Source organism: Streptomyces sp. NPDC059897 (genome assembly GCF_042730865.1).
GTDB lineage: Bacteria > Actinomycetota > Actinomycetes > Streptomycetales > Streptomycetaceae > Streptomyces.
The window spans coordinates 17,825-44,081 of record NZ_JBHWKQ010000051.1; the positions used below are offsets into that span (position 1 = coordinate 17,825).

Annotated in this window: 26 protein-coding genes; 13 read left to right on the forward strand and 13 right to left on the reverse strand. The window is 70.9% G+C overall.

Annotated elements, in window-relative coordinates:
* The first annotated feature begins 92 nt into the window (after positions 1–92).
* The 3 genes from ACFV9W_RS34620 (at position 93) to ACFV9W_RS34630 (ending at position 4,364) form a co-directional block, all read left to right on the forward strand.
* Complete coding sequence (locus ACFV9W_RS34620) at positions 93–2,438, forward strand: ribonucleoside-diphosphate reductase subunit alpha (protein ID WP_385769194.1); 2,346 nt, start codon at positions 93–95, stop codon at positions 2,436–2,438.
* On the forward strand, positions 2,438–3,454 hold the full coding sequence (locus tag ACFV9W_RS34625) for a ribonucleotide-diphosphate reductase subunit beta (RefSeq protein ID WP_385769196.1): 1,017 nt from the start codon (positions 2,438–2,440) through the stop codon (positions 3,452–3,454). Before ACFV9W_RS34620 ends, ACFV9W_RS34625 begins: the two co-directional genes overlap by 1 nt.
* 79 nt (positions 3,455–3,533) lie before the next feature.
* Entirely contained in the window at positions 3,534–4,364 is an 831-nt protein-coding gene (locus ACFV9W_RS34630) for a class I SAM-dependent methyltransferase (RefSeq protein ID WP_385769198.1), read from the forward strand.
* Here the strand turns inward: ACFV9W_RS34630 and ACFV9W_RS34635 are convergent.
* Positions 4,346–4,510 (reverse strand): hypothetical protein, encoded by a 165-nt coding sequence (locus tag ACFV9W_RS34635; RefSeq protein WP_385769200.1) that lies wholly within the window; start codon positions 4,508–4,510, stop codon positions 4,346–4,348. The two genes, ACFV9W_RS34630 and ACFV9W_RS34635, sit on opposite strands and share 19 nt — an antisense overlap.
* A 94-nt stretch (positions 4,511–4,604) precedes the next feature.
* Here ACFV9W_RS34635 and ACFV9W_RS34640 point away from each other — a divergent pair, with 94 nt between their 5' ends.
* Positions 4,605–5,567, forward strand: coding sequence for a helix-turn-helix domain-containing protein (locus ACFV9W_RS34640; protein ID WP_385769202.1), 963 nt, complete (start codon positions 4,605–4,607; stop codon positions 5,565–5,567).
* 17 nt (positions 5,568–5,584) lie between these two features.
* Here the strand turns inward: ACFV9W_RS34640 and ACFV9W_RS34645 are convergent, their stop codons facing one another.
* From ACFV9W_RS34645 to ACFV9W_RS34690, 10 genes are all read right to left on the reverse strand, one after another.
* Positions 5,585–6,970 carry a cytochrome P450 gene (locus ACFV9W_RS34645; RefSeq protein WP_385769204.1) on the reverse strand — a complete coding sequence of 462 codons (1,386 nt, stop codon included), beginning with the start codon at positions 6,968–6,970 and terminating at the stop codon, positions 5,585–5,587.
* Positions 6,967–8,064, reverse strand: a complete 1,098-nt coding sequence (locus tag ACFV9W_RS34650; protein ID WP_385769250.1) for a multidrug MFS transporter — start codon at positions 8,062–8,064, stop codon at positions 6,967–6,969. Before ACFV9W_RS34650 ends, ACFV9W_RS34645 begins: the two co-directional genes overlap by 4 nt.
* Before the next feature lie 339 nt (positions 8,065–8,403).
* Complete coding sequence (gene def, locus ACFV9W_RS34655) at positions 8,404–9,054, reverse strand: peptide deformylase (protein ID WP_385769206.1); 651 nt, start codon at positions 9,052–9,054, stop codon at positions 8,404–8,406.
* A 168-nt stretch (positions 9,055–9,222) separates the two neighbouring features.
* On the reverse strand, positions 9,223–10,203 hold the full coding sequence (locus ACFV9W_RS34660) for a hypothetical protein (protein ID WP_266713911.1): 981 nt from the start codon (positions 10,201–10,203) through the stop codon (positions 9,223–9,225).
* Positions 10,204–10,341: 138 nt separating this feature from the next.
* A complete protein-coding gene (locus ACFV9W_RS34665) occupies positions 10,342–11,580 on the reverse strand; it encodes an HD-GYP domain-containing protein (protein ID WP_385769208.1) in 1,239 nt (412 codons plus the stop codon).
* A 56-nt stretch (positions 11,581–11,636) separates the two neighbouring features.
* Positions 11,637–12,968, reverse strand: a complete 1,332-nt coding sequence (locus ACFV9W_RS34670) for an HD-GYP domain-containing protein (RefSeq protein WP_385769210.1) — start codon at positions 12,966–12,968, stop codon at positions 11,637–11,639.
* Positions 12,969–13,116: 148 nt separating this feature from the next.
* Positions 13,117–13,413 (reverse strand): mycothiol system anti-sigma-R factor, encoded by a 297-nt coding sequence (gene rsrA / locus ACFV9W_RS34675; protein WP_351338991.1) that lies wholly within the window; start codon positions 13,411–13,413, stop codon positions 13,117–13,119.
* On the reverse strand, positions 13,410–14,093 hold the full coding sequence (gene sigR, locus ACFV9W_RS34680) for an RNA polymerase sigma factor SigR (protein ID WP_385769212.1): 684 nt from the start codon (positions 14,091–14,093) through the stop codon (positions 13,410–13,412). Before sigR ends, rsrA begins: the two co-directional genes overlap by 4 nt.
* A gap of 266 nt (positions 14,094–14,359) precedes the next feature.
* Positions 14,360–14,998 carry an alpha/beta family hydrolase gene (locus ACFV9W_RS34685; RefSeq protein ID WP_385769214.1) on the reverse strand — a complete coding sequence of 213 codons (639 nt, stop codon included), beginning with the start codon at positions 14,996–14,998 and terminating at the stop codon, positions 14,360–14,362.
* A gap of 27 nt (positions 14,999–15,025) precedes the next feature.
* Entirely contained in the window at positions 15,026–15,841 is an 816-nt protein-coding gene (locus ACFV9W_RS34690; protein WP_385769216.1) for an SOS response-associated peptidase, read from the reverse strand.
* 60 nt (positions 15,842–15,901) lie between these two features.
* Here ACFV9W_RS34690 and ACFV9W_RS34695 point away from each other — a divergent pair, with 60 nt between their 5' ends.
* The 4 genes from ACFV9W_RS34695 to ACFV9W_RS34710 all read left to right on the forward strand — a co-directional run bounded on the left by ACFV9W_RS34695 (position 15,902) and on the right by ACFV9W_RS34710 (position 19,421).
* Entirely contained in the window at positions 15,902–16,603 is a 702-nt protein-coding gene (locus ACFV9W_RS34695) for a M50 family metallopeptidase (RefSeq protein WP_385769218.1), read from the forward strand.
* A 36-nt stretch (positions 16,604–16,639) separates the two neighbouring features.
* Positions 16,640–17,965, forward strand: coding sequence for a 3-phosphoshikimate 1-carboxyvinyltransferase (aroA, locus tag ACFV9W_RS34700; protein ID WP_385769220.1), 1,326 nt, complete (start codon positions 16,640–16,642; stop codon positions 17,963–17,965).
* 12 nt (positions 17,966–17,977) lie between these two features.
* Positions 17,978–18,988 carry a ribosome small subunit-dependent GTPase A gene (gene rsgA / locus ACFV9W_RS34705; protein WP_385769222.1) on the forward strand — a complete coding sequence of 337 codons (1,011 nt, stop codon included), beginning with the start codon at positions 17,978–17,980 and terminating at the stop codon, positions 18,986–18,988.
* A 109-nt stretch (positions 18,989–19,097) separates the two neighbouring features.
* Positions 19,098–19,421: a DMT family transporter gene (locus ACFV9W_RS34710; protein WP_385769224.1), complete on the forward strand. Its 324-nt coding sequence runs from the start codon at positions 19,098–19,100 to the stop codon at positions 19,419–19,421.
* 41 nt (positions 19,422–19,462) lie between these two features.
* On the opposite strand, the gene ACFV9W_RS34715 is transcribed toward ACFV9W_RS34710, so the two are convergent.
* Complete coding sequence (locus ACFV9W_RS34715) at positions 19,463–20,044, reverse strand: TetR/AcrR family transcriptional regulator (RefSeq protein WP_385769226.1); 582 nt, start codon at positions 20,042–20,044, stop codon at positions 19,463–19,465.
* A gap of 153 nt (positions 20,045–20,197) precedes the next feature.
* Between ACFV9W_RS34715 and hisN the strand changes: the two genes are divergently transcribed.
* Positions 20,198–20,998, forward strand: a complete 801-nt coding sequence (gene hisN, locus ACFV9W_RS34720; RefSeq protein WP_385769228.1) for a histidinol-phosphatase — start codon at positions 20,198–20,200, stop codon at positions 20,996–20,998.
* 168 nt (positions 20,999–21,166) lie between these two features.
* On the forward strand, positions 21,167–21,568 hold the full coding sequence (locus ACFV9W_RS34725) for a cyclic nucleotide-binding/CBS domain-containing protein (RefSeq protein ID WP_385769230.1): 402 nt from the start codon (positions 21,167–21,169) through the stop codon (positions 21,566–21,568).
* A gap of 80 nt (positions 21,569–21,648) precedes the next feature.
* On the opposite strand, the gene katG is transcribed toward ACFV9W_RS34725, so the two are convergent.
* Positions 21,649–23,859 (reverse strand): catalase/peroxidase HPI, encoded by a 2,211-nt coding sequence (gene katG / locus ACFV9W_RS34730; RefSeq protein WP_385769232.1) that lies wholly within the window; start codon positions 23,857–23,859, stop codon positions 21,649–21,651.
* Between the two features lie 137 nt (positions 23,860–23,996).
* Here katG and ACFV9W_RS34735 point away from each other — a divergent pair, with 137 nt between their 5' ends.
* The 3 genes from ACFV9W_RS34735 (at position 23,997) to ACFV9W_RS34745 (ending at position 26,255) form a co-directional block, all read left to right on the forward strand.
* Entirely contained in the window at positions 23,997–24,416 is a 420-nt protein-coding gene (locus ACFV9W_RS34735; RefSeq protein ID WP_385769234.1) for a Fur family transcriptional regulator, read from the forward strand.
* 164 nt (positions 24,417–24,580) lie between these two features.
* Positions 24,581–25,339 carry an ABC transporter ATP-binding protein gene (locus ACFV9W_RS34740; protein ID WP_385769236.1) on the forward strand — a complete coding sequence of 253 codons (759 nt, stop codon included), beginning with the start codon at positions 24,581–24,583 and terminating at the stop codon, positions 25,337–25,339.
* 49 nt (positions 25,340–25,388) lie between these two features.
* Positions 25,389–26,255, forward strand: a complete 867-nt coding sequence (locus ACFV9W_RS34745; protein ID WP_385769238.1) for an ABC transporter permease — start codon at positions 25,389–25,391, stop codon at positions 26,253–26,255.
* The last annotated feature ends 2 nt before the right edge of the window (positions 26,256–26,257 follow it).

A 26,257-nucleotide genomic window follows, 5' to 3' on the forward strand; every position in this document is an offset into this window, starting at 1 on the left:
GGAAAGGGCCGGTGGACGAGGGCCCGCCTTCGCGCGCCCGCGCTGCCACCTCCTCCCCGCAGGCCCCGAGCCGAGCGAGGGAGAGCCTCCACGTGACCATCGCGCCCGCCGAACCGGTCTCAGCCACCCCCCAGGACGGCCCGGGTGCAGCCCTGCTGCGCACCCTGACCGAGCTGACCGCCGACCTCCCCGACGCCGACCCCGGCAGAATCGCGGCGGCCGCGCTGCGCGGCCGTTCGGCGCGGGCCGATGAGGCGGAGCTGCGCGATCTCGCCACCGAGGCCGCGGCCGGGCTTATCTCCGAGGACCCCGCCTACTCCCGGCTCGCCGCCCGCCTGCTCACCCGCGCCATCGCCGCGGAGGCCGCCTCGCAGGGCGTCACGTCCTTCACCGAGTCGGTCGCCGTCGGCCACCGCGAGGGCCTGATCGCGGACCGCACCGCCGAGTTCGTACGGGTGCACGCGGCGCGCCTCGACGCGCTGATCGACGTCGCGGGCGACGACCGCTTCGGCTACTTCGGCCTGCGCACCCTGCACAGCCGCTACCTGCTGCGCCACCCGATCACCCGGCACGTGATCGAGACCCCGCAGCACTTCATGCTGCGCGTGGCGGCGGGCCTGGCGGAGGACGACTCCGTGCGCGCGCTGAAGGAGGTGGAGGCCCTCTACGGCCTGATGAGCCGCCTCGACTACCTGCCCTCCTCCCCCACCCTCTTCAACTCCGGCACCCGGCACCCCCAGATGTCGAGCTGCTACCTGCTCGACTCCCCGCTCGACGAGCTCGACTCGATCTACGACCGGTACCACCAGGTCGCCCGCCTCTCGAAGCACGCCGGCGGCATCGGCCTCTCGTACTCCCGTATCCGCAGCCGCGGTTCGCTGATCCGCGGCACGAACGGGCACTCCAACGGCATCGTCCCGTTCCTGAAGACGCTGGACGCCTCGGTGGCGGCGGTGAACCAGGGCGGCCGCCGCAAGGGCGCGGCAGCGGTCTATCTCGAAACCTGGCACTCCGACATCGAGGAGTTCCTGGAGCTGCGCGACAACACCGGTGAGGACGCGCGCCGCACCCACAACCTGAACCTCGCGCACTGGATCCCGGACGAGTTCATGCGCCGGGTGAACGCGGACGAGCCGTGGTCGCTGTTCTCCCCGGCCGACGTGCCCGAGCTGGTCGACCTGTGGGGCGCGGAGTTCGACGCCGCGTACCGCAAGGCCGAGGCCGACGGGAAGGCGCAGCGGACCATCCCGGCCCGCGATCTGTACGGCCGCATGATGCGCACCCTCGCCCAGACCGGCAACGGCTGGCTGACCTTCAAGGACGCCGCCAACCGCACCGCCAACCAGACGGCCGAGCCGGGCCACACGGTCCACTCCTCGAACCTCTGCACGGAGATCCTGGAGGTGACGGACGACGGGGAGACGGCCGTCTGCAACCTGGGATCCGTCAACCTCGGCTCATTCGTACGCGACGGCGACATCGACTGGGAGCGGCTCGACGAGACCGTCCGCACGGCCGTCACGTTCCTCGACCGCGTCGTCGACATCAACTTCTACCCGACCGACCAGGCGGGCCGCTCCAACGCCCGCTGGCGCCCGGTGGGCCTGGGCGCGATGGGCCTCCAGGACGTCTTCTTCAAGCTGCGCCTGCCGTTCGACTCGGCGGAGGCGAGGGCCCTGTCCACGCGGATCCAGGAGCGCATCATGCTCGCCGCGTACGAGGCGTCCGCCGACCTCGCCGAGCGCAACGGACCCCTTCCCGCCTGGGAGAAGACCCGTACGGCGCGCGGCGTGCTGCACCCCGACCACTACGACGTACAGCTGACGTGGCCGGAGCGCTGGGCCGCCCTGCGGGAACGTATCGCCGACGTCGGCATGCGCAACTCCCTGCTCCTCGCCATCGCGCCCACCGCCACGATCGCCTCGATCGCCGGCGTCTACGAGTGCATCGAGCCGCAGGTGTCCAACCTGTTCAAGCGCGAGACGCTGTCCGGCGAGTTCCTCCAGATCAACGGGTACCTCATCGACGAGCTGAAGAAGCTCGGCGTGTGGGACGCCCAGACCCGCGAGGCGCTGCGCGAGTCCAACGGCTCGGTGCAGGGCTTCACCTGGATCCCCGACGAGGTCCGCGCCCTGTACCGCACGGCGTGGGAGATCCCGCAGCGCGGCCTCATCGACATGGCGGCGGCGCGCACCCCGTTCCTCGACCAGGCCCAGTCCCTGAACCTCTTCATGGAGACGCCGACCATCGGCAAGCTCTCCTCGATGTACGCGTACGCCTGGAAGTCGGGCCTGAAGACGACGTACTACCTGCGCTCGCGCCCGGCGACGCGCATCGCGCGGGCGGCGGGCAACAGCACCGTCCCCGTACAGGCGGCCGACCCCGAGGCCGTCGCCTGCTCCCTGGAAAACCCCGAGTCCTGCGAGGCCTGCCAGTAATGACTGCTCCTACCGAGAAGAACCTGCTCGACCCGGGCTTCGAACTGACCCTGCGCCCCATGCGCTACCCGGACTTCTACGAGCGCTATCGCGACGCCATCAAGAACACGTGGACGGTGGAGGAGGTCGACCTCCACTCGGACGTCGCCGACCTCGCGAAGCTGTCGCCGGGCGAGCAGCACATGATCGGCCGCCTGGTCGCGTTCTTCGCGACGGGCGACTCGATCGTCGCGAACAACCTCGTGCTCACGCTCTACAAGCACATCAACTCCCCCGAGGCGCGCCTCTACCTGTCCCGCCAGCTGTTCGAGGAGGCCGTGCACGTCCAGTTCTACTTGACGCTGCTCGACACCTACCTCCCCGACCCGGAGGACCGGACGGCGGCGTTCGCGGCGGTGGAGAACATTCCCTCCATCCGCGAGAAGGCCCAGTTCTGCTTCAAGTGGATGGACTCCGTCGAGGAGATGGACCGCCTGGAGACGCAGGCGGACCGCCGCCGCTTCCTCCTCAACCTCATCTGCTTCGCGGCGTGCATCGAGGGCCTGTTCTTCTACGGGGCGTTCGCCTACGTCTACTGGTTCCGCAGCCGCGGCCTCCTGCACGGCCTGGCCACCGGCACCAACTGGGTCTTCCGCGACGAGACGATGCACATGAGCTTCGCCTTCGACGTCGTGGACACCGTCCGCAAGGAAGAGCCGGAACTCTTCGACGACGCGCTCCAGCAGCAGGTCACCGACATGCTGAAGGAAGCGGTCGAGGCCGAGCTGCAGTTCGGCCGTGACCTGTGCGGCGAGGGCCTGCCGGGCATGAACACCGACTCGATGCGCCAGTACCTGGAGTGCGTCGCCGACCAGCGCCTCCAGCGCCTCGGCTTCCCGCCGGTCTACGGCTCGGAGAACCCGTTCTCCTTCATGGAGCTCCAGGGTGTCCAGGAACTGACCAACTTCTTCGAGCGCCGCCCCTCTGCGTACCAGGTGGCGGTCGAGGGCTCGGTCGGGTTCGACGAGGACTTCTGACCGGGCCGGCCGGGGTGCTTCGGTGGGCGACGCATATTGAGATGCGCCGCCCACCGGCCCTTCGTCAGACTTGCGGGGCATGACAGCACCCCAGGTCGCAGACGAGGTCCTCGCCTACTACTCCACCCGCTTCGACGAGCACGCCCGGCTGGCATCCTCCGCCGCGGGCGTGCTCGAACTCGTCCGTACGCGGGAGCTGTTGCGGCGGCACCTGCCCGCCGCTCCCGCCTCCGTCCTCGACGTCGGCGGCGGACCCGGCGCACACGCCCGCTGGCTGGCCGGGGACGGGTACCGCGTCCATCTCGTCGACCCCGTGGAGCGGCACGTACGGGAGGCGGCGCACGCCGGGTGCACGGTCGAGCTGGGCGATGCCCGGGCGCTGAGCTGCGCCGACTCCTCGTGCGACGTCGTGCTGCTGCTCGGGCCGCTGTACCACCTGCCCGAACGGGCGGACAGGGAGCGGGTGTTGGCCGAGGCGATGCGGGTCGTGCGGCCCGGCGGGCTCGTCGTGGCCGCCGGGATCCAGCGGTTCGCGGCGCTGTTCGACCACGCCTCACTGGGGCGGCTGCACCTCGACGGGCGCGAGGAGCGGTCGGGGCGGGTGCTCGCGACCGGGAGGAACGAGGGGCGGGAGTTCACCTTCGCCTACTTCCATCGTGCCGAGGAGCTGGCGGCGGAGGTGCGGGGCGCCGGGTTCGCCGGCACCCGGCTGTACGGGGTGGAGGGGCCCGCCGACTCGGTGCTGAAGGCCGCCGAGGCCGCCACCGGGCGGCAGGTCCCCGAGGAGTCCGAGCTGTTCGCCTCGGCGTTGGCGGCCGCGCGGCTCGCCGAGGCGCATCCGGAGCTGGTCGTCGCCAGTTCGCATGTGCTGGCCCTCGGGCACAAGCCCGGTCAGGCCGCCTTCTCGTAGCGGGTGGCGCGGCCCTGCGGGTCGCGGGCCGCGGCGGCCTTCAGCTGCCGGTCGATGCGGCGGTCGTGGACCATCCCGTACAGGGACGGGGCGGCCAGGAGGAGGAAGACGAAGAGGACGGCGAGGTAGTTCAGTGCTGTGTTCATGCCCTCTACTGTCCGCCGGTTCGGCGGCACGCGGCAGTGGCAGGACTGACACTGACCCTCGAATTGCTGCCACGTCTGCGGCACACTGGCAGACATGCTGAAAAACGTGGCCGCCGTGCTGCTGGACGGCGTGCATCCCTTTGAACTCGGCGTCGTGTGCGAGGTGTTCGGCCTCGACCGGAGCGACGCCGGGCTGCCCGTGTACGACTTCGCTGCCGTCTCCACCGAGGGGCCCTCGCTCACCACGCACGTGCCCGGCATGACGGTCTCCACCCCGTACGGCCTCGAACGGCTCGCGGAGGCCGACCTCATCACGATCCCCTCGGCGGGGCGGCGGTTCGGCCAGTACCCGCCGGAGCTGCTCGACGCGCTGCGGCAGGCGGTCGACCGGGGCGCGCGCGTGCTCAGCCTCTGCGCGGGGGTGTTCGTCCTCGGCGAGGCCGGGCTGCTCGACGGCCGCCGGTGCGCGGTGCACTGGCGGTACGCGCGCGAGCTCGCCGTCAGCTATCCGCGCACCCGCGTCGACCCCGACGTGCTGTACGTCGACGAGGGCCCGGTCATCACCTCCGCCGGCACGGCCGCGGGCATCGACGCCTGCCTGCACATCGTGCGGACCGAGCACGGCGCCGAGGTCGCGAACGCCATCGCCCGCCGGATGGTCGTGCCGCCGCACCGGGACGGCGGGCAGGCCCAGTTCGTGGAGCGCCCGCTGCCGGCGACGCGCTGCGACACCGTGGGCGAGGTGCTGTCCTGGATGGAGCGGCACCTGGACGAGCCGGCCACCGTGGAGGAGCTCGCGGCGCGGGCCCACATGTCGCCGCGTACCTTCGCCCGGCGCTTCCAGCAGGAGACGGGCACGACGCCGTACCGCTGGCTGCTGCGCCAACGGGTGCTGCTCGCGCAGGAGTTGCTGGAGCGCACGGACGAGACGGTGGACGCGATCGCCGCGCGCGCCGGGTTCGGCAACGCGGCGGCGATGCGCCACCAGTTCATGAAGGCGCTGGGCACGACGCCCAACGCCTTCAGGAGGACGTTCCGGGTGCGGCTCGCCTCCTAGGAGCCGGACCCCGGAGGTCAGCCGCGGGCCCGCACCCGCAGGTTCCCGTTCTTGGGCCCGATGGTGATGCCCAGCTTCGCCACCGACTCCGTCTCGGGGACCTGCTCGAACCGCCACCGGGACACCAACGTGCCCAGGATCAGGGAGAGTTCGACCATGCTGAAGTGATCGCCCGGGCACTTGCGGTTGCCGGTGCCGAACGGCTGGTGCGCCACGCTCGCCACGTCCGTGACCCGCCCCGGCAGCCACCGGTCGGGGTCAAAGACGTCCACGTCGTCGAAGGAACGCGGGTCGTGCTGCATCGCGTACGGGCTGTAGACGATGTCCGTGCCTGCCGGAATGCGATACCCGCCGAGCTCCGTATCGGCCGCCGATATGCGCGTGAATATCCACACGCTGGGACGAATACGCATCGACTCGGTCAGGAGATTCCGCATATATGCGAGTTTCCCGAGGTCACCGAAAGCCACCTGCCTGCCACCACCGGTAGCGGATTCAACCTCTTCGTACAACCGGCTTTCGTGGTCGGGGTGTTCCGCGAGCAGTCCGAGCGTCCATGCCAGCGTCTTGGAGACATTCTCGCCGCCGGCCAACAGGAGGGCCAGAACCTGATCGTGGATCTCTTGGTCGGTGACCGCTTCACCGTCATCGTCGTGCGCCTCGAGCAATGCCGCGAGAAGGTCCCCGGTGTCGATTCCCTCGGCCGCCTGAGCCCTTCGCTCGACGATGATCTCGTCGACCATGCGGTGCAATTCGGCCATCGCCCGCTCGAAACGCCGATTGGCCGGCAGCGGCAGCCGGTACAGCGGCCCGAAGGACAGGATCATCCGCCGGTACATGCCCGCGAAGACCGTGCCCATCGTCTCGCCGAGGCGGTCCGAGCGGTCGTCCTCCGCGTCGATGTGCAGCATGGCGCGGGCCGTGATCCGGGCCGCCAGGCGGAACATCTCGGCGTTGATGTCGACGGTCTGCCCGTCCTGCCAGCGGTCGGCCGTCGCCTGTGCCTCCTCCGCCATCAGCGTGGCGTAGTCGGCCATCCGCTCGGCACGGAACGCGGGCTGGATGGCGCGGCGCTGGCGCCGGTGCTTCGGCCCGTTGCTGCTCGCCACGCCCTCGCCGAGCAGCACCTCAAGGGCGTCCCACATCGCGCCGCCTATGAGGAAGTCCGGGCTCTTCAGGAGCTTCTCGACCAGTACGGGGTCGCAGACCGCGAAGACCGTCTTGGGGCCGAGCTTCAGCCGGACCACGTCGCCGCCGTCCCGCAGCCGGGTCAGGAAGGCGAGCGGGTCGCGGAGCATCTGGGGGGCGTGGCCGAGCAGCGGCGCGCCGCCGGGCGCGAGCGGCGGCAGCGACGCTCCCGCCTGGCCGGGCGCCGGGGGCGGCAGCGTGGATTCCACGGTCATGCGCACTCACCTGCCTGTTCGGGGACCCCGTCGGGGATCCGGTGGGGGGCCTGCCTCGGGACGCGGCCCGCGCCGGGCCCGGCATCGATGCCGACCGGCTCGTCGCTGACGTACGGCGGATTGCTGCGGTCCTCCCAGTCGTCGACCTGATAGCGGCCCGATTCGTGGTGGAACCAGTAGACGGAACTGAACCAGTTCCGCATGTTCTCCAGACATGACCTCATGGCGACGGAGAGGTCCTTGCCCTTTTCTCCGAGCGTCTCCACGCCGTTCGCGATGTTCTCGACCTCGATTTCCGCCTCAAGGAAGTCGTCGACACATCCGATTACCCGCCGCCGCACTTCCGCGGCGGCTTCGTCGACGGAAAGCCCCTCGTGTTCGATGAGGCTTATCCCGAGGTTGTGGAATTCGTTGCCCGCGAGTTCCTTGGGGAGCGAACACAGGTCGTTGTACCAGGCCGAGAAGTCCTGCACGGCAAGTGCCGCGCGCATGAACGCCGGCGTTTTCCGCACCCATGCCGGGAGTTCGTACTGCGCCGTCGCCTCGAGCAGGTCAATCCAAATCCAGTGCGCGAAGGTCTGCCGGCGCAACTCTATGTACGCGTCGACGCCGGGCACGGTCCCCGTCGTCCGGTTCCTGAACTCCTGGTCGTACGCGTCGATCACCGGGTGGAAGTGCCGTGCGAACCGCACGTTCCAGCTCCGGCTCAGCGAGCCGTAGAACCGCTGGAGGCAGTCGGCGAACCCCGCGACCAGCGGATCCCTGTGGTCCAGATGGAGCTCGGGCGCCTCGGTCGCCGCGTGCAGCTGGGCGACGAGCCGCCGCCAGTTGTCCGCGCGGCCGTGGATCACGTCGCGGTCGTGCCGGTCGTCCCAGGCGAAGAACCACGCGCTGTAGTCGCTGATCGTCGCGAGCAGTTCGTCCGGCGCGCCGATGTAGTAGCCCGCGACCAGGTCCGAATAGCAGAGATCGTCGGCATACTTGGCCACCTTGTCGGGCGGCATGAGCCCCATTTCCAGGAGCCAGGACCTGGTCCTTCCCTGGAGCTTCGGCCAATACGGGTGCAGCCGACGAGGAAACCCACCCTCGATCACCGGAAGCGCCACAGCCGCCGGAACCGACGTATGTGAGAAAGCAGGCACGTAGTAACCCCTCTCTGTGGCCTGCGGCGCGCGCCTCCCGCTGTGCCGGTCGCGCGCCGTCGTGTAACCCCGCGCTTTCTATTCAGCACCATAACTGACCGCCGTGGGAACGGATTTGCTCCCCTCACTACCCCACACTTCCCGATTCTTCACGCGCATGACCGGATTCGGGCGGTACGCGACCGGGCCCCGCGCCCCCTGCCCGCACATGCGAACGGCGCCCGGACGGAGGTCACTTCCGTACCGGACGCCGCTTGACGCCTCAACTCCCCCACGGGGGAGGTCAGTTGCTCAGGCGTTGGGGACCACCGGGTAACGCGGCGTCCCCTCCTCCATCTGCTTCAACGCGCCCTTGCGCTCCCGCTTCGACAGCCGGTCGATGTAGAGGTACCCGTACAGGTGGTCCGTCTCGTGCTGCAGGCAGCGCGCGAAGTAGCCGGTGCCGCGCACCGTGATCGCGTTGCCCTTCTCGTCCCGGCCGTCGACCACCGCGTAGTCGGGGCGCGCGAGTTCGGCGTACGCCGTCGGCACGGACAGGCAGCCCTCGTTGGAGTCGTCGAGGCGCCGCTGCTCGGCGGGCAGCTCGCGCAGGACGGGGTTGCAGACGACGCCGGTGTGCCGCACGCCGTCGTCGTCCGGGCAGTCGTACACGAAGACCTTCAGGTCCACGCCGATCTGGTTCGCGGCGAGGCCCACGCCCTCGGCGGTGTGCTGGCTGGCGAACATGTCGTCGACGAGCTTCGCCAGCTCGTCGTCGAACGCGGTGACGTCCTTGCACTCCTTGTGCAGCACCGGGTTCCCGACGACGGTGATCGGCCGCGACGTGCCGCGCTCCCGGTACGCCGCCTCCCGCGCCTCACAGTCCTCGCTGTCGACGACAAACCCCTCGTCATCCACGGGAAGCACGCCGGCGTGCTGCTGATCGGTGTCCTGCTGAGCCATGGGGGACGAAAGCCTTCCTGGGAAACAAGGGGGTCGAACCCTTACAGGGTACGGGGGCCCCTAGGGGCGCGGGGAACTGCGCAATCTTTTCGGGGGGTCTGGGGGCGCAGCCCCCAGGGACGGGACGGGAAGGGGCGGAGGGGGCGACCCCAAGAACGCACCCCGCGCCTAACAGACCTCTTCGAGATCCCGCCAGTCACGGGAGTCCGGCGAATCCGCCACCCACCCGTCGAGCAGCCCCCGCACCAGAGAGGCCGGCGCAGCCACCCCGCACTCCCGCTCCGGCACCCACAGCTGCCCGTCGGTCCGGTGCCCGAGCGGCCCCGGATGCCCCGGCTCGCTGTGGTCGTGCGGGTCGAGGTGCGTGCCGTCCCCCTCGTCGGACGGCATCCGCGACTCCGAGCACGTCCGGCAGAGCAGCCGTACGGAGGACGACCAGTCCTCGGCGGCGAAGCCCGCGTCGGCGGCGAGCCGCTCCAGCGCGTCCCGGTCGTCCTCGGTGGCGGCCTCGAGGAGCACCACCCAGGTGGGGACCGGCGAGGGCGCCCACAGCTCGATCTCGTCGAAGACCGGGTACGAGTGCCCGGCCGCCGTGGTCCGCTCCCCGTGCGGGACGCCGTCGTGCAGCACGACCTCGCCCCAACGCCGCCCGGACGACGGCAGCGGGATGGAGAGCAGCTCGATGCGCGCGGGGTCGAGTCTGCGCCCCCACACGACCTCCGCCTCGCCCTCCGGGGAGAGCCGCACGGCGGCGCTCCCGAGGTCCATCCCGGTCGGCTCCCCGGCAGCGGCGGCGCCGCCGGGCACCTTCAGCCCGTACGCCTGCCAGGCCCTGCGGGCGAGCGGCCAGTCCTGGAGGGCGGTGGCCGCGATGCCCACGTTCCACCAGTCCGGTGCCCCGCCCTCCTTCTCGAGCAGGGCGACGGCCCGCAGGCCCGTGGTGCGGGCCTGCTCCCAGTCGTGCCGGAACTTGTGCAGCAGCGCGAGGTTGAACCAGGACTCCGACAGCCAGGGCTCCAGGTCGGCGGCCCGCGTGAGCAGCGCTCCCGCGTCCTCGTACCGGCCGTCGCCGATCAGCGTGAACGCGCGATCCGTGGCCTGCCGCCAGGAGGCGGAGGGCCGGTGCCGTCCCTTGCCGAAGATCCTCACGATTCCCGCCTGCCGATACTCGAGGCCTGTGCCCCCGGACGCCGAGTCTTCCGCGTGCCTTGCATGTACTGCCCTGCGTTTTCTGCCTTGCTTCGCATCCAACCACGTACGGTCGCAACGCCGCTCATTACCCATGGGTTACCCAACCGACCCTAGGCTCAGACCGGGCGTGCAGACCACTCTGGCCAGCGCTTCCACGACCTCCGGCTGGTAGTCCCTGCCCGTGGCCAGACGCAGGCTCTCCAGGGCCCTGAGCGGCCCCTGTGGTCCCTGTTCCCTCGCCATCTCGTCGTACGCGTTCGCTGTCCGCACAATCCGGGCGGTGAGCGGCTGCTCGCGGTACGGGTCGGCCTGCCGCTCGACCACCACGGCCACCTGGGTGTCCACCCCGGTCTGGCGGACGACGGCGCCGCCGAGGAGGGCTATCCGGCGCTGCTGAGCGGGCGGCAGCGCGGCGGTGGCGCCCTCGGCCACCGGGTCGACGAGCGAGAGCTGCCCGATGTCGTGCATCAGCGCCGCGTACTCCAGGACCGACAGGTCCGGCTGGGAGAGCCCCAGGTCGCGGCCGACGGCCCGGCTGAGCGCGGCGACCCGGCGGGCGTGCCCGTGCGGGGTGTAGCCGGCGATCTCGGTGGCGCGGGCCAGTGAGGTGATGGTCTGCCGGTACGTGGCCTTGACCACGGCGTACCGGCGGAACGCCAACTGGGTGAGCAGCAGCGGCAGGCTGATCAGGGGCAGCGCCCACAGCCCGGCGACGGCGACGGCGAGCGCCATGACGGCCCCCGTCGCGCACACGGCCGAGCCGATGCCGAGCATCGCCCGCAGCTCGTCGCGCAGCAGCGGGCCGAACGGCCAGCGCGTCCTGGCGTGCGCCATGGCGGCGGCGAGCACGGCGTCGCACAGCGCGGTCAGCACCAGGAGCGCGACGATCAGCAGCGCGTAGGAGGCCCCGTCCCCGAACCACTTCGCCAACACGCCTTCGTTGTAGAGCGGTTGGAAGCAGACGGCGGCGAACGCGACGGTGAGCACGCGCCGGGCCACATGGTCGAGCGAGGCACCCTTGCCGCGTGCCACGTGCGGTATGCAGCCGACGAGCGTGCCCGCGACGACGATCGCGACGACCTGCAAGGTGCCGTGGTGCGTGGGCCGCCCCGCGACCTCCCCGAGCAGTGCGTACGCGAGCGCCCCCGCGGCCCCGAGCGGCGCGGCCTCCCGGTCCTCGGCGCCGCCCCACCGGGCCAGCTCCCCCACGGCGACGAGCACCCCGAACGCCAGCGCGTTCCCCCGGTCGACGACGCCGTGCCACACGGTGTCCCCGAGCGCCACGGAGGCGACCGCCACGGCGGTCCCGAACACCACGACGAGCAACCCGGGCACCCGGCGCGCCCTGGGCGGGCCGGCCCTTTCGGCGCGGTGCTCCGGATCGGCCCCCGTCACCGGGACGCCGCCGGCGGGACGGCGACGCCCTGCGGACGAGGCGCGGGCACCACCGCCTCGTCCGCCGTCACCACGGGATGCCACCCGTCCCGCTCAAGGACCTTCACCAGCGCTCCCACCATCACCGGGTCGAACTGCGATCCGGCACACCGCTCCAGCTCCGCCAGCGCCACCGGGACCGGCCGCGCCCGCGAATACGTACGCGTGGACGTCATCGCGTCGAACGCGTCCGCCACCGCCACCACCCGAGCGAACTCCGGAATCTGCGCCCCGGCGAGACCGTACGGGTATCCGCTCCCGTCGAGCCGCTCGTGGTGGTGCAGGATCGCCGCCCGCGCCTCACCGAGGAACGCGATCCCGCGCACCATCTCGTGCCCGTACTCCGGATGCAGCTGAATGACCTCGCGCTCCTCGGGTGTCAGTGGCCCGTCCTTCCGCAACAGCCGTGTGGGCACGCCGAGTTTCCCCACGTCGTGCAGGATCCCGGCGAACCGCAAAGCCTCCACCCGCTCGCCCGCCATGCCGAGCTCGCGGGCGATCAGCATCGACGCCTGCCCGACCCGCTCACTGTGCCCGCGCGTGTACCCGTCCTTGATGTCGACGGCCTGCACGAGCGCCCGGATCGTGGCCTGGTGGGCCGAGCTCTCGCGCTGGTACTGGGCGAACACCCAGCAGGAGATGTACATCGGCAGAAGCACGAGCAGGGCGGCGATCGGGCCGTACGAACTCGTCCACATCGTCGCCATCACCAGACCGGCGAGCCCGTGCGCGGCCACCGGCGCCAGCATCCGCAGGAAGAGCCCGCGCCAGGCGCTGCGCGGCGGCACCCGCTCCGCGGTGGCGAGCACGCCCCCGTCGAGCACGGTGAGGACGGCGCAGAACGCGAGGACCGCGGCGCCCGCGGGCGCGAGCGCGTACGGGAACCGGGGATCGGCGACCGCGGCGGGGCCGCCGAGCGCGCCGAAGACCCGCGCCGCGGCCCAGCAGGCGAGGGCGAGTTGGGCCGCGCGCCACACCTTGCGCAGCCATGCGGGCCGCCGCTCGACGGAGGCGAGCAGGGCACCGGGCAGGGCGACGAGCGCGGCGGCGGCCGGCGGCAGCAGAAACGCCCCGGCGAGCAGGACGGGAAAGAAGGTGCCCATTCCCCTGGGCGCGCGCCGCCCGACGAGCCGGCAGCGGCCGAGCTGCTCACACCCCGCGTAGAGGAGCGCGAGCAGGGCGACACCGGGCCACCAGGTGGCGGCGGAGAAGGCGGGCGCGGCGCAGACCGCGGCGACACCGGCGGTCAGGAGCACATACGCGCGGGCCACAGGCGGAACCGACCGCATGCCCCAACTCCCTCCCCAAGGCGTCCAGTTCAGGGAGGATAGGACGTGCGGGAAGGCGCTCGCGGGGCATCGCGGGGATTGCCGGGGCCGCGGGCCCCGGATTCGCACGATCGGGTGAACGGGGCCTCGAAGTGCCCCGCCGACCGGCTCAGGCGAGCGGGTTGCCCATGCCCTCTTCGGGCGTGGCCTGGCCGGAGCGGATCACTTCGATCCGGCCCATGACCTTGGCCCGCAGATCGGTGGGCACGTCGTCATGACCGCAGCACCGCTTCACCAGCTTCTTCACGGCCTGCTCCAGGCCGTACTTCTCCAGGCACGGGGAGCACTCCTCGAAGTGCACCTCGAACTTGGTGCAGTCGCTGTCCGGCATCTCGTGGTCGAGGAACTCGTAGAGATGGTCGAGGACTTCACTGCAGTCCGTCTCGTGCGGCTCTCCGCAGCTCATGAGCCCGAGCCTTTCGCTTCGTTCGCCTGACCGGCACCGGCCGGGACGAGCCCGCGGTCACGGGCGTAGTCCTCGAGCATGCCGCGCAACTGGCGACGGCCACGGTGCAGCCGGGACATCACCGTACCGATAGGTGTTCCCATGATGTCCGCGATCTCCTTGTACGCAAAGCCCTCTACGTCCGCGAGATAGACCGCGATGCGGAATTCCTCGGGGATCGCCTGCAGCGCCCGCTTCACGTCCGAGTCGGGCAGGTGGTCGAGCGCCTGCGACTCGGCGGAGCGCAGACCGGTCGACATGTGCGACTCGGCCCGGGCCAGCTGCCAGTCCTCGATCTCCTCGGCGGCACTGCGCTGGGGCTCGCGCTGCTTCTTGCGGTACGAGTTGATGAAGGTGTTGGTCAGGATCCGGTAGAGCCACGCCTTGAGGTTCGTGCCCTCACGGAACTGGTGGAACGAGGCGTACGCCTTCGCATAGGTCTCCTGCACCAGGTCCTCGGCGTCGGCCGGGTTGCGCGTCATGCGCAGGGCCGCCGAGTACATCTGGTCGAGGAACTCCAGCGCGTCCCGCTCGAAGCGCGCGTTGCGCTCGGTGGCGCTCTCCCCGTTCCCGGGGCTCTCGGGGCGCTCCTCCGCCTGGCCGTGCTCGGTCCCTGCGTCGGTCCCTGTGACCGGACCCACCTCCTCAAGCGATGTCGCGGGGACGAACGAGACCCCGCTCGAATCGGAGGATAGACGACGATCCGGTCCGCCCGCCGCCCGAACAGAAGCGGTCTTGGCCGCGCTCAGCACGCTCCACTCCAGGTCAGGAGCGGTGGCACGGCTGGGGCAAGCGACTGAACCCATGCGGCGGACTTCCTCTCGTACGAACTCTGTGCACCGACAGTCCGCACAACAGCAGTCCCGGCCTCAACATTCCCGGCCCCTGGACAAGTGATCCGGTCCACTTAGACGAGTGATCCGGTCCACTTCGTGACCGCGTCGGTGATGACGGCGAGGGCCTCGTCCTGGGTGATGTCCGCGCGCTTCGGAACGGCGAAGCCATGGTCCCCGAAGGGGACTTCGACGAGCTCGTACGCGCCCCGCTCCGGGAACTCCGCGGGCTTTCCGAACGGGTCGTTGCCGCCCTGGACGACGAGGGTGGGCACGCCCGCGCCGAGGAGTTCGTCCGCACGGGACTTCTCCGGCTTGCCGGGCGGGTGCAGCGGGAAGCTGAGCGCGAGGACGGCGGCGGCGCCGAGCTCCCCCGCGGTGCGGCAGGCGACGCGGGCGCCCGCGCTGCGGCCTGCGGCGATCACCGGGAGGCCGGGCTTCTCCAGGGCGGGCCAGATCCCGCGCCACCCCGTGTCGAGCGTCTTCGGCGCGGGCGCGAGCTTCTTCCCCGCGACGCGCCAGGGCTGCTCGACGAGCGCGACGGTCACTCCGTGGGCGGGCAGGGCGGCGGCGAGGGCCTGGAGGTCGCGGGCCTCGATACCGCCGCCGGCGCCGTGGCTCGCGGCCAGGACCAGTTTCGGCTTCTTGGCGGCGTGCCAGGTGATGCGGGCGTCGCCGGTTTCGGTGGGGACGAGTTCAGTGGTGCTGGTCACCCGGCCATCGTGCACCGTGGGCGCCGCCTAGAACAGCGTCCCCTCCTCGGGTCCCTCCAGTTCCTTGAGCAGCTCGGGACCGTTGTTGCGCACATTGCTCACCGCCGTGGACACGGGATACGCCCGCATCAGCCCCTCCGGAGGAGGGGCCAGGAGCGTGCGCAGGTCCTCGACGTCCGTGCGGGCCGGGTCCAGCCAGTCGTCCCACCGGTCCGGCGTCAGCATCAGCGGCATCCGGGGGTGGATGTCGGCGAGCGTGCGCGGACCGTCCTGCGGGGCGACACCGAGCGGCGCGGTCTCCGCCTCCGTGGTGATCACGGAGCACGTCACCCACCAGGCGAGCGGGTGCTCGTCCGGGAGCGTGCGGTCGTGCCAGAACTCGTAGAGCCCCGCCATCGCGAAGACCGAGCCGTCCGCGGGCGTCACGAAGTACGGCTGCTTGCGGGGCCGCTTCTTCTTGCCCTCGACCTCCAGGTCGCGCTCGGCGGCCGCGGTCACCCACTCGTAATAGCCGTCGGCGGGCAGGATGCAGCGCCGCGTGGTGAAGGCCCGGCGGTACGAGGGCTTCTCGTGTACGGTCTCGGCCCGCGCGTTGATCATGCGGGCGCCGCCCTCCGGGGTCTTGGACCACGACGGGACGAGGCCCCACTTGAGCTTGCGCAGCTGGCGAACCGGACGCCGGTCGTCGGCGTCTTTCACCGGGCGGTCGAGGACCGCGTAGACCTCCTTGGTGGGAGCCACATTGAAGTCGGCCTCATAGGCCTCCTCCGGCTCCCACTTCTCGATCTCAAAGATTCCTGCGAGATCCTCGGGCCTGCGACTCGATGCATAACGTCCGCACATACGTGCCACAGTGCCAGATGCCGACCCGCCACCGAACCCGAACGGGAGCAGCCGAAACACATGGACGCCAGCCTCTGGGACCGGATCTTCGGGACCCAGTCCGACCCCGACCAGTGGGTGACGATCGCCACGGCCGTCGTCGCGCTCGCCGCGATCGTCCCGCACACCGTCTGGCGGCTCACCCGTAACGCCATCACGATCGCCCACGAGGGCGGCCACGGCCTGATCGCGCTCCTCATGGGCCGCAAGCTGGACGGCATCCGGCTGCACTCCGACACCAGCGGCCTCACGGTCAGCCGGGGCAAGCCGACCGGGCTCGGCATGGTCCTCACCGCGGCCGCCGGGTACACGGCCCCGCCGCTGCTCGGCCTCGGCGGCGCGGCGCTGCTCTCCGAGGGGCACATCACCCTGCTGCTGTGGCTGGCCACGGCGCTGCTCGTGGTGATGCTGGTGATGATTCGGAACGCGTACGGGGCGCTGACCGTGGTCGTCACCGGCGGCGCCTTCGTCCTCGTCTCCTGGCTCACGGGTCCGCAGGTCCAGGCCGCCTTCGCGTACACGGTCGTCTGGTTCCTGCTCCTCGGCGGCGTACGCCCCGCCTTCGAGCTGCAGCGCAAGCGCCGCAGGGGAGGCGCGGGAGACTCCGACGCCGACCAGCTCTCGCGCCTCACGCACGTCCCCGCGGGCATGTGGCTGTTTTTCTTCCACGCCGTCTCACTGTGCTCACTGATCGGCGGGGGCCGCTGGCTGCTGGGGCTGTGAGCAGGTGCCTTCCCGGGGGCCGACTAGAGTTGGGGCATGACCACGAACCCGGCCCACACCGCCCTCTGGCCCGCCCCTCTCGCGAGCGGAGCCGTCGACGCGACTGTTCAGGTGCCGGGGTCCAAATCCGTCACCAACCGGGCGCTCGTGCTCGCCGCGCTCGCCGCGGAGCCGGGCTGGCTGCGCCGCCCGCTGCGCTCCCGCGACACGCTGCTGATGGCCGCCGCGCTGCGCGAGATGGGCGTGGGCATCGAAGAGGGCGTGGGTCCCGACGGGTCCGGTGAGGCGTGGCGCGTCATCCCGTCCGGCCTTCGGGGGCCCGCCACGGTCGACGTCGGCAACGCCGGCACCGTGATGCGCTTCCTGCCGCCGGTCGCCTCGCTCGCCGACGGCCCGATCCGCTTCGACGGCGACCCCCGTTCGTACGAGCGTCCCCTGCACGGCGTGATCGACGCGTTGCGCGCGCTCGGCGCCCGGATCGACGACGAGGGACGCGGCGCGCTTCCGCTGACGGTGCACGGCGGGGGCGCCCTTGAGGGCGGCCCGGTCGAGATCGACGCCTCGTCGTCCTCCCAGTTCGTGAGCGCCCTGCTGCTGTCGGGTCCGCGCTTCAACCAGGGCGTCGAGGTCCGGCACACGGGCTCGGCGCTGCCCTCCATGCCGCACATCCGGATGACGGTCGACATGCTGCGCGCGGTCGGCGCCCAGGTCGACACCCCGGAGTCGGGCGGCGAGGCGAACGTGTGGCGGGTCACCCCCGGTGCCCTGCTCGGCCGGGACATCACCATCGAGCCGGACCTCTCGAACGCCCAGCCGTTCCTGGCCGCGGCCCTGATCACCGGCGGCAAGGTGACGATCCCGGACTGGCCGGAGCACACCACGCAGCCCGGCGACGCGCTGCGCGACATCTTCACGCGGATGGGCGGCGCCTGCGAACTGACCGAGCGCGGGCTCGAGTTCACCGGCTCCGGCAGCGTGCACGGCCTCGACGTCGACCTGAGCGAGGTCGGCGAGCTGACCCCCGGCATCGCCGCCGTGGCCGCCCTGGCCGACTCCCCGTCCACCCTGCGCGGCGTCGCCCACCTGCGGCTGCACGAGACGGACCGCCTTGCCGCCCTCACCAAGGAGATCAACGAGCTGGGCGGTGACGTGACGGAGACCGCCGACGGTCTGCACATCCGCCCGCGCAAGCTGCACGGCGGGATCTTCCACACGTACGACGACCACCGCATGGCGACCGCTGGCGCGATCATCGGCCTCGCGGTCAAGGACGTACAGATCGAGAACGTGGCGACCACCGCGAAGACGCTGCCGGACTTCCCCGACATGTGGGCCGCGATGCTCGGGACCGACCGGGCGTAGGGGCACACCGCGATGCGCCGCTACGGCAAGCACACCGACGAGGACGACATCCGCCAGCGCCCGAACCGCAAGGGCAACCGGCCGCGGAGCAACATCCGTCCCAAGCACGAGGACGCGGCCGAGGGCATGGTCCTCACGGTCGACCGCGGCCGCCTCACCGTCCTCATCGACGACGTCGCCGTGACCGCGATGAAGGCCCGTGAGCTGGGCCGCAAGGCGGCGGTCGTGGGCGACCGGGTCTCCGTCGTCGGCGATCTGTCCGGCAAGAAGGACACCCTCGCGCGCATCGTCCGCATCGAGGGGCGCAGCTCCCTGCTGCGGCGCACGGCGGACGACGACGACCCGTACGAGCGGGTGGTCGTCGCCAACGCCGACCAGCTGGCCATCGTCACCGCGCTCGCCGACCCCGAGCCGCGCCCGCGCATGATCGACCGCTGCCTGGTGGCGGCGTTCGACGGCGGCCTCACTCCGCTCCTCGTCCTGACGAAGTCGGACCTGGCCCCGCCGGACAAGATGCTCGAGCTGTACGGGGCGCTCGACATCCCGTACGTCGTCACGAGCCGCGCGGAGCTGGAGGACGGCACGGCCGTGGAGCGGGTGCGCGAGCAGCTCGACGGGAAGATCACGGCGTTCGTCGGGCACTCCGGCGTCGGAAAGACGACGCTGGTCAACGCGTTGGTGCCGGACGACCAGCGGCGTACGACAGGGCATGTCAACGCGGTCACGGGCCGCGGCCGGCACACCACGACCTCGGCCCTCGCCCTGCCGCTGTCGGGGGACGCGGGCTGGGTGATCGACACGCCCGGCGTGCGGTCGTTCGGACTGCACCACGTGGACCCCTCGCGCGTCATCCACGCCTTCCCGGACCTGGAGCCGGGCACGGAGAACTGCCCGCGCGCGTGCAGCCACGACGAGCCGGACTGCGCCCTGGACGCCTACGTGGAGGAGGGGCACGCGGATCCGGCCCGGCTGTACTCGCTGCGCCGGCTCCTCGCGACACGGGAGCGCAGGGAAGGCGACTGAACTCGCGCTTGTTTGCTGCCTCGCCGCACAGGTAAGGGCATAATCGCACCAAGCCGGACGCAAGATCGCAGACATTCAGAGATCAGTGGAACGCGGGAGGCACAAGGACATGGCGTGGCTGCTGGTCATCGTCGCGGGGATCCTGGAGACCGGGTTCGCCGTCTGCCTGAAGCTCTCCCACGGCTTCACCCGGCTGTGGCCGACGGTCGCGTTCGCCGCGTTCGCCCTCGGCAGCTTCGGGCTCCTCACGCTCTCCCTGAAGAAGCTCGACGTGGGGCCCGCGTACGCGGTGTGGACCGGCATCGGCGCGGCCGGCACGGCGATCTACGGCATGGTCTTCCTCGGCGACATGGTCTCGGTCCTCAAGATCGTCTCGATCAGCCTGGTGATCGCGGGCGTCATCGGCCTGCAGCTGTCGGGGTCCGCGCACTGAGCACGGCCGTTCCTGCCCGTGCGTGCGTTTCACGGGCGTGCCTACCGGCGTACGACCTCGCGCACCAGCCGCGCGACCCCGCCCTCGCCCGGCGGCGCCAGCACGCACGACAAGGCGAGCCGCACCGCCACCTCGCAGTCCCGCGCCAGCGCCTCCGCCTCGCCCTTCGCCGCCCCCGGCACCCCGAGCGCGGCCACGCTCCGGTCCCGCACGGCGACCACGAAGTCGCCCGGCGCCGGCAGCGGTCCGTCCGCCCTGCGCTGCGCGGGCACGGACGAGGAGGACGGCACGGCGGACAGCGTCGGCGAGGGCAGCCGCTCGCTCCAGCACCCGGTGAGCGCGGCCCGCACGAGCGGGTTGCGCCGCGTGCTGGCGACGGTCCACTCGGCCACGGAGTCGAGCCCGCCCTCCTTCAACGCCCGGTCCACGCCCGCGAGATACGCGTCGGCCTCCCGCCGCACGAGGGCGCGCGCGAGCCCTTCCTTGCTGCCGAACTCGTTGTAGAGGGTCTGCCGGGAGACCCCGGCGACCGCCGCCACGTCGACCATGCGCACCGCGCCCCAAGGTCGCCGCGCGAGCGCCGTATAGGCCGCTTCCAGTAGGGATTCCCGCGCTGCAGGCATTGTCGCCTCCCCGGTTCGCCGGGTTCGTAAGGCCTGTGTGGCCAGAGTTGACGCGCCCGTACGCACTGTCAAGGCCTGTTGCCGAGCGCACCGGGCCCGCCGTCGGATCGGTCCCTGTAGCAGTCGGCGTACCACGATCGATACTGTTCACTCATGCCCGACTACCAAGATGATCTGCGGCTCGCCCACGTCCTCGCGGACGTCGCCGATGCCGCGACGATGGACCGGTTCAAGGCGCTCGACCTGAAGGTGGAGACCAAGCCGGACATGACTCCGGTGAGCGAGGCGGACAAGGCCGCCGAGGAATTGATCCGCGGCAATCTCCAACGGGCGCGACCGCGGGACGCGATCTTGGGCGAGGAGTACGGGATCCAGGGCACGGGCCCGCGCCGCTGGGTGATCGACCCGATCGACGGGACCAAGAACTATGTGCGCGGCGTCCCGGTGTGGGCGACGCTGATCTCCCTCATGGAGGCGGGCGAGGGCGGCTACCAGCCGGTCGTCGGCGTCGTCTCCGCCCCGGCGCTGCAGCGTCGTTGGTGGGCGGCGAAGGGCGCGGGCGCGTACACCGGCCGCAGCCTGACGTCCGCTTCGCGCATCCACGCCTCGAAGGTGGGCCGCCTGGAGGACGCCTCGTTCGCGTACTCCTCGCTGACCGGCTGGGAGGAGCAGGGCAGGCTCGACGGGTTCCTCGACCTGACGCGGGCCGTGTGGCGCACGCGCGGCTACGGGGACTTCTGGCCGTACATGATGGTCGCCGAGGGCTCGATCGACATGTGCGCCGAACCGGAGCTCTCCCTGTGGGACATGGCGGCGCCCGCGATCGTCGTGTCCGAGGCGGGCGGCAGTTACACCGGGCTCGACGGCCGGCCCGGCCCGCACAGCGGCAGCGCGGCGGCCTCGAACGGCCTGCTCCACGACCAGTTGCTGAGCTATCTGCGCGCTTCGGTATGAGCGCGCGCTGAGCTACGCGCGCGCCCGAACTCGCTTCCCGCGCCCCCTTGTTGACGTTCCCCTTACCTGCAACTCTGAGAGTCCCCCCACTTGTGAACTTGTGAACCGTTTCTCGTACCGCACGGGACCGGTGCCGCAAGTACCTCACACAGGAAGGTGGCTCCATCCATGCTCGTCCGTGACGCCATGAGCACGATGGTCCTCACCATCGGCCCCAACCACACCCTGCGCCAGGCGGCCCGGCTGATGTCCGCGCGCCGCATCGGCGCCGCCGTCGTCCTCGACCCGGACGGCAGCGGCATCGGGATCCTGACCGAGCGCGACATCCTCAACTCCCTGGGACAGAACCAGAATCCGGACCTGGAGACCGCCGACGCCCACACCACGACGGACGTCGTCTTCGCCGCCCCGTCATGGACCGTGGACGAGGCCGCCGCCGCGATGGCGCACGGCGGCTTCCGGCATCTCATCGTGCTCGACGGACAGGAGCCGATCGGCATCGTGTCGGTCCGCGACATCATCCGCCGCTGGGCCCCGGCCCGGCGTCAGCCCGCCTCGCTCCCGGCGTAGACCCACGGCGAAGAGGGCCGGCTCCCCGAAGGGAACCGGCCCTCTTTGTTCAACGGTCCGCGATGTTCAACGGTCCGCGATCAGCGCACGTCGAACCGGTCCAGGTCCATGACCTTGGTCCACGCCGCGGCGAAGTCCTTCACGAACTTCTCCTTGGCGTCGTCGCTCGCGTACACCTCGGCGAGCGCACGCAGCTCGGAGTTGGCGCCGAAGACCAGGTCGGCGCGGGTGCCGGTCCACTTGACCTGGCCCGAGGCGTCGGTGCCCTCGAACTCGTCCTGCGCCTTCGTCGTCGACTTCCACTGGGTGTCGATGTCGGTGATGTTGACGAAGAAGTCGTTGCTCAGGACGCCCGGACGCTCGGTCAGGACGCCGTGCTTCGACCCGCCCGCGTTGATCCCGATGGTGCGCAGACCGCCGACGAGGACGGTCATCTCGGGCGCGCTGAGGGTCAGCAGGTTCGCCTTGTCGGTGAGCAGGAACTCCGCCGGGAGGCGGTTGCCCTTGCCCACGTAGTTGCGGAAGCCGTCGGCCTTCGGCTCCAGGGCGGCGAAGGACTCGACGTCCGTCTGCTCCTGCGGGGCGTCGACACGGCCCGGCGTGAACGCCACCTCGACCTCGACGCCGCCGTCCTTGGCGGCCTGCTCGACGGCCGCGGTGCCCGCGAGCACGATCAGGTCGGCGAGGGAGACCTTCTTGCCGCCCTTGGCGTTGAAGGACTCCTGGACGCCCTCGAGTACGCGCAGGACCTGCGCGAGGCTCTCCGGGTTGTTGACCTCCCAGCCGCGCTGCGGCTCGAGGCGGATCCGGGCGCCGTTGGCACCGCCGCGCTTGTCGCCGCCGCGGAAGGAGGAGGCCGAGGCCCAGGCGGCGGACACCAGCTGCGGGACCGTGAGGTCCGAGCCGAGGATCTGCTGCTTGAGCTCAGCGATGTCGGAGGCGTCGATCAGCTCGCCCTCGCGCGCCGGCAGCGGGTCCTGCCAGAGCAGCTCCTCGGAGGGGACCTCCGGGCCGAGGTAGCGGACGACCGGACCGAGGTCACGGTGCGTCAGCTTGTACCAGGCGCGGGCGAACGCGTCGGCGAACTCCTCGGGGTTCTCGTAGAAGCGCCGCGAGATCGGCTCGTAGATCGGGTCGAACTTCAGCGAGAGGTCCGTGGTGAGCATCGTCGGCAGACGCTTGACCGAGGCGTCCTCGGGGTCCGGGATGATCGCCTCGGCGTTCTTCGCCACCCACTGGTTGGCGCCGGCCGGGGACTGCGTGAGCTCGTACTCGTACTCGAAGAGGTTCTTGAAGAAGTAGTTGCTCCACTGGGTGGGCGTCTCGGTCCAGGTCACCTCGAGGCCGGAGGTGATGGCGTCGCGGCCCTTGCCGGAGCCGTGCCCCGACTTCCAGCCGAGGCCCATCTGCGACATCGGGGCACCCTCGGGCTCGGCGCCGACCAGGTCCGCGTCGCCCGCGCCGTGCGTCTTGCCGAAGGTGTGGCCACCGGCGATGAGGGCGACGGTCTCCTCGTCGTTCATCGCCATGCGGCGGAACGTCTCACGGATGTCGCGGGCCGCGGCGATCGGGTCCGGGTTCCCGTTGGGGCCCTCAGGGTTGACGTAGATGAGGCCCATCTGGACCGCGCCGAGCGGGTCCTCCAGGTCACGGTCGCCCGTGTAGCGCTTGTCGTCGAGCCAGATCTGCTCGGGGCCCCAGTAGACGTCCTCGTCCGGCTCCCACACGTCCTCACGGCCACCGGCGAAGCCGAAGGTCTCGAAGCCCATGGTCTCCAGGGCGACGTTGCCGGTGAGGATCAGGAGGTCGGCCCAGGAGATGTTCTGGCCGTACTTCTTCTTCACGGGCCACAGGAGGCGGCGAGCCTTGTCCAGGTTCCCGTTGTCCGGCCAGCTGTTGAGCGGGGCGAAGCGCTGCTGACCGGCGCCCGCGCCGCCGCGGCCGTCGCTGATCCGGTACGTACCGGCGGAGTGCCAGGCCATGCGGATCATCAGCGGGCCGTAGTGCCCGAAGTCGGCGGGCCACCAGTCCTTGGACGTGGTGAGCACCTCGGCGATGTCGCGCTTCACCGCCGCGAGGTCCAGGGAGTTGAACGCCTCGGCGTAGTCGAACTCCTCACCCAGCGGGTTCGCCACGGCCGGGTTCTTCGCAAGGATCTTGAGATTCAGGCTCTCGGGCCACCACTGCCGGTTGCCACCACCCTGCGTCGGGTGCGCCGCCCGGCCGTGCGCGACCGGGCAACCGCCCGCCTCCGCGTTGGGGTCCGTCACAAATTCTTGATTCTCGGACATTGGGTGCCCTTCCCGAGTCGTCCTGTCGCTTGGCTATAGCCGAGCCTGATCCTACAATGGACAATGTCTAAGTCAAGGAAAGCTCCAAAGTCACATCCAATCGGGGCCCAGGTCCCCTGACTGTTAGGCTGGTCCTTATGAGTGACCTGTTGGAACGGCTGCGCGGACGCGGCTGGCGGATGACCGCGCAGCGACGCGTCGTGGCCGAGGTTCTCGACGGGGACCACGTACACCTCACGGCCGACGAGGTGCACGCTCGCGCGACCGCGAAGCTGCCGGAGATCTCCCGGGCCACCGTTTACAACACGCTGGGCGAGATGGTCTCGCTCGGCGAGGTGATCGAGGTCGCGACGGACAAGCGCGCCAAGCGCTACGACCCGAACGCACACCGCCCGCACCAGCACCTCGTCTGCGACGTGTGCGGCCAGATCCGGGACGTCCACCCGACGGGCAATCCGCTGACGGCCCTGCCGTCCGACGAGCGCTTCGGCTTCACGATCTCGGACGTCGAGGTCACGTACCGGGGACTGTGCCCGAACTGCTCCGCGAAGGCGTAGCACTCCGCAACGCTCCATAGCGCTCCACACACCCCGAAAGGCCCGCACCGTACGGTGCGGGCCTTTCGCATTGCATGCGCCAACCACGCACCCCCTTCCGCAATCTGACGGGTCGTCATATTCTCGCGGTCGCCCACGAGAATCCGCCGCACCCCGGAGGGCCCATGCATCCCAAGCTCCAAGCCCGCGCACTCACCAGGACGTTCGGCACCACCCACGCCCTCGGACCGCTCGACCTGACGCTGCCGACCGGCGAGTTCGTCTGCGTGGTCGGCCCCTCGGGCTGCGGGAAGTCCACCCTGCTCCGCATCGCCGCGGGCCTCACCCGCCCCTCCGGCGGCACCCTGGAGATCCGTACGACGAGCCCCCGACCGGCAGCCATGATCTTCCAGGACTACGGGATCTACGACTGGAAGACGGTCCTCGCCAACGTCCGCTTCGGCCTCGACATCCAGAAGGTCCCGCGCAAGGAGGCGAACACCCGGGCCCGCGACTGGCTCGCCCGGATGGGCCTCGCCGACTTCGCCGACGCGTACCCGTCCGCCCTCTCCGGCGGCATGCGCCAGCGCGTCGCCATCGCACGGGCACTCGCGGTGGAGCCGGAGATCCTCCTCATGGACGAGCCCTTCGCGGCCCTCGACGCCCAGCTCCGCACGATCCTCCAGGACGAACTCCTGGCCCTCACGCAGACGACGCGGACCACCACGCTCTTCATCACGCACAGCCTGGAGGAGGCGATCGTCCTCGGCGACCGGGTCCTGGTGATGTCGGCCCGGCCGGGCCGGGTGATCGCCGAGCGCAGGCCACCGTTCGAGCGCCCGCGCACCGGCGAGATCCGCGACACCCCCGAATTCACGTCCCTGAAGGGCGAGCTGTGGGACCTCCTGCGCGGCGAGGTGCACCAGGAGGCGGTCCCGGCATGAGCTCCCTCCCGCCACCCGCCACCGCCCTTTCAACGAATGGGCTGCGCCCATGACCAACCTCACTCCCACCAAAGCCGAGGACGGCCTGCTGGTCCGCGCCCCCGGCCCCGAGGAGATCCACCCCACCCGCGCCCGGCGCAGGCGCCGCGCTCTCGAACTCTCCCTCGCGGTCGCGGTCCCCGTGGTCCTGATCCTGCTCTGGCAGCTCGCGGCCTCCCAGTCCTGGATCGACGAGCGGATCTACCCGGCGCCGTCCACGATCCTCGCCGACGGCTGGCAGCGCGCGGCCGACGGCGAACTGTGGCCGGACGTCTGGGCCACCCTGAAACGGGTCCTCGCGGGCTATGTCATCGGCACGGTGTCGGGCTACCTCCTCGGCCTCCTCATGGGCTCGATCTCCCTGGTCCGCGCGGCACTCGAACCCCTCCTGGACGCCCTCTACGTGGTGCCGAAGCTCGCCCTGCTCCCGATCTTCCTGAACATGTTCGGACTGGGCGAGGGCCCGCAGATCGCGCTCGTCGCGGCGACGGTCTTCTTCTTCGTGTGGATCTCGACGATGGCGGCCGTGATCTCTGTCCCCACCGGCCACCGGGACGCGGGCCAGGTCTTCGGCGCCTCCCCATGGCAGATGTTCCGCCACGTCCTGCTCCCCGCCTCGCTCCCCGCCGTCCTGGTCGGCGCGCGCATCGCGGCGGGCGTCGCGGTCCTGGTCATCGTCGCCTCGGAGCAGATCGCCGCGAACGACGGCCTGGGCCACCTGATCTTCGACGCCCGCGCTCTCTTCCAGAACGACGTGATGTTCGTCGGCATCGTCTGCGTCGCCGCCCTCGGCGTCCTCTTCTCCGAACTGGTGCGCCTGGCGGGCCGGTTCCTCACCCCCTGGGCCCCGCGCGACCGCGGCCGCGGCCAGTCCTGACC

Excerpts from the sequence above, each read along its gene's own strand:
- ACFV9W_RS34715 (WP_385769226.1), bottom strand. The coding sequence starts at position 20,044 with ATGCCTGCAGCGCGGGAATCCCTACTGGAAGCGGCCTATACGGCGCTC.
- hisN (WP_385769228.1), top strand. The coding sequence starts at position 20,198 with ATGCCCGACTACCAAGATGATCTGCGGCTCGCCCACGTCCTCGCGGAC.
- rsgA (WP_385769222.1), top strand. The coding sequence starts at position 17,978 with ATGCGCCGCTACGGCAAGCACACCGACGAGGACGACATCCGCCAGCGC.
- ACFV9W_RS34640 (WP_385769202.1), top strand. The coding sequence starts at position 4,605 with ATGCTGAAAAACGTGGCCGCCGTGCTGCTGGACGGCGTGCATCCCTTT.
- katG (WP_385769232.1), bottom strand. The coding sequence starts at position 23,859 with ATGTCCGAGAATCAAGAATTTGTGACGGACCCCAACGCGGAGGCGGGC.
- ACFV9W_RS34725 (WP_385769230.1), top strand. The coding sequence starts at position 21,167 with ATGCTCGTCCGTGACGCCATGAGCACGATGGTCCTCACCATCGGCCCC.
- ACFV9W_RS34735 (WP_385769234.1), top strand. The coding sequence starts at position 23,997 with ATGAGTGACCTGTTGGAACGGCTGCGCGGACGCGGCTGGCGGATGACC.
- rsrA (WP_351338991.1), bottom strand. The coding sequence starts at position 13,413 with ATGAGCTGCGGAGAGCCGCACGAGACGGACTGCAGTGAAGTCCTCGAC.
- ACFV9W_RS34745 (WP_385769238.1), top strand. The coding sequence starts at position 25,389 with ATGACCAACCTCACTCCCACCAAAGCCGAGGACGGCCTGCTGGTCCGC.
- ACFV9W_RS34645 (WP_385769204.1), bottom strand. The coding sequence starts at position 6,970 with ATGACCGTGGAATCCACGCTGCCGCCCCCGGCGCCCGGCCAGGCGGGA.
- ACFV9W_RS34630 (WP_385769198.1), top strand. The coding sequence starts at position 3,534 with ATGACAGCACCCCAGGTCGCAGACGAGGTCCTCGCCTACTACTCCACC.
- ACFV9W_RS34635 (WP_385769200.1), bottom strand. The coding sequence starts at position 4,510 with ATGAACACAGCACTGAACTACCTCGCCGTCCTCTTCGTCTTCCTCCTC.
- ACFV9W_RS34695 (WP_385769218.1), top strand. The coding sequence starts at position 15,902 with ATGGACGCCAGCCTCTGGGACCGGATCTTCGGGACCCAGTCCGACCCC.
- ACFV9W_RS34690 (WP_385769216.1), bottom strand. The coding sequence starts at position 15,841 with ATGTGCGGACGTTATGCATCGAGTCGCAGGCCCGAGGATCTCGCAGGA.
- ACFV9W_RS34710 (WP_385769224.1), top strand. The coding sequence starts at position 19,098 with ATGGCGTGGCTGCTGGTCATCGTCGCGGGGATCCTGGAGACCGGGTTC.
- ACFV9W_RS34670 (WP_385769210.1), bottom strand. The coding sequence starts at position 12,968 with ATGCGGTCGGTTCCGCCTGTGGCCCGCGCGTATGTGCTCCTGACCGCC.
- aroA (WP_385769220.1), top strand. The coding sequence starts at position 16,640 with ATGACCACGAACCCGGCCCACACCGCCCTCTGGCCCGCCCCTCTCGCG.
- ACFV9W_RS34740 (WP_385769236.1), top strand. The coding sequence starts at position 24,581 with ATGCATCCCAAGCTCCAAGCCCGCGCACTCACCAGGACGTTCGGCACC.
- ACFV9W_RS34625 (WP_385769196.1), top strand. The coding sequence starts at position 2,438 with ATGACTGCTCCTACCGAGAAGAACCTGCTCGACCCGGGCTTCGAACTG.
- def (WP_385769206.1), bottom strand. The coding sequence starts at position 9,054 with ATGGCTCAGCAGGACACCGATCAGCAGCACGCCGGCGTGCTTCCCGTG.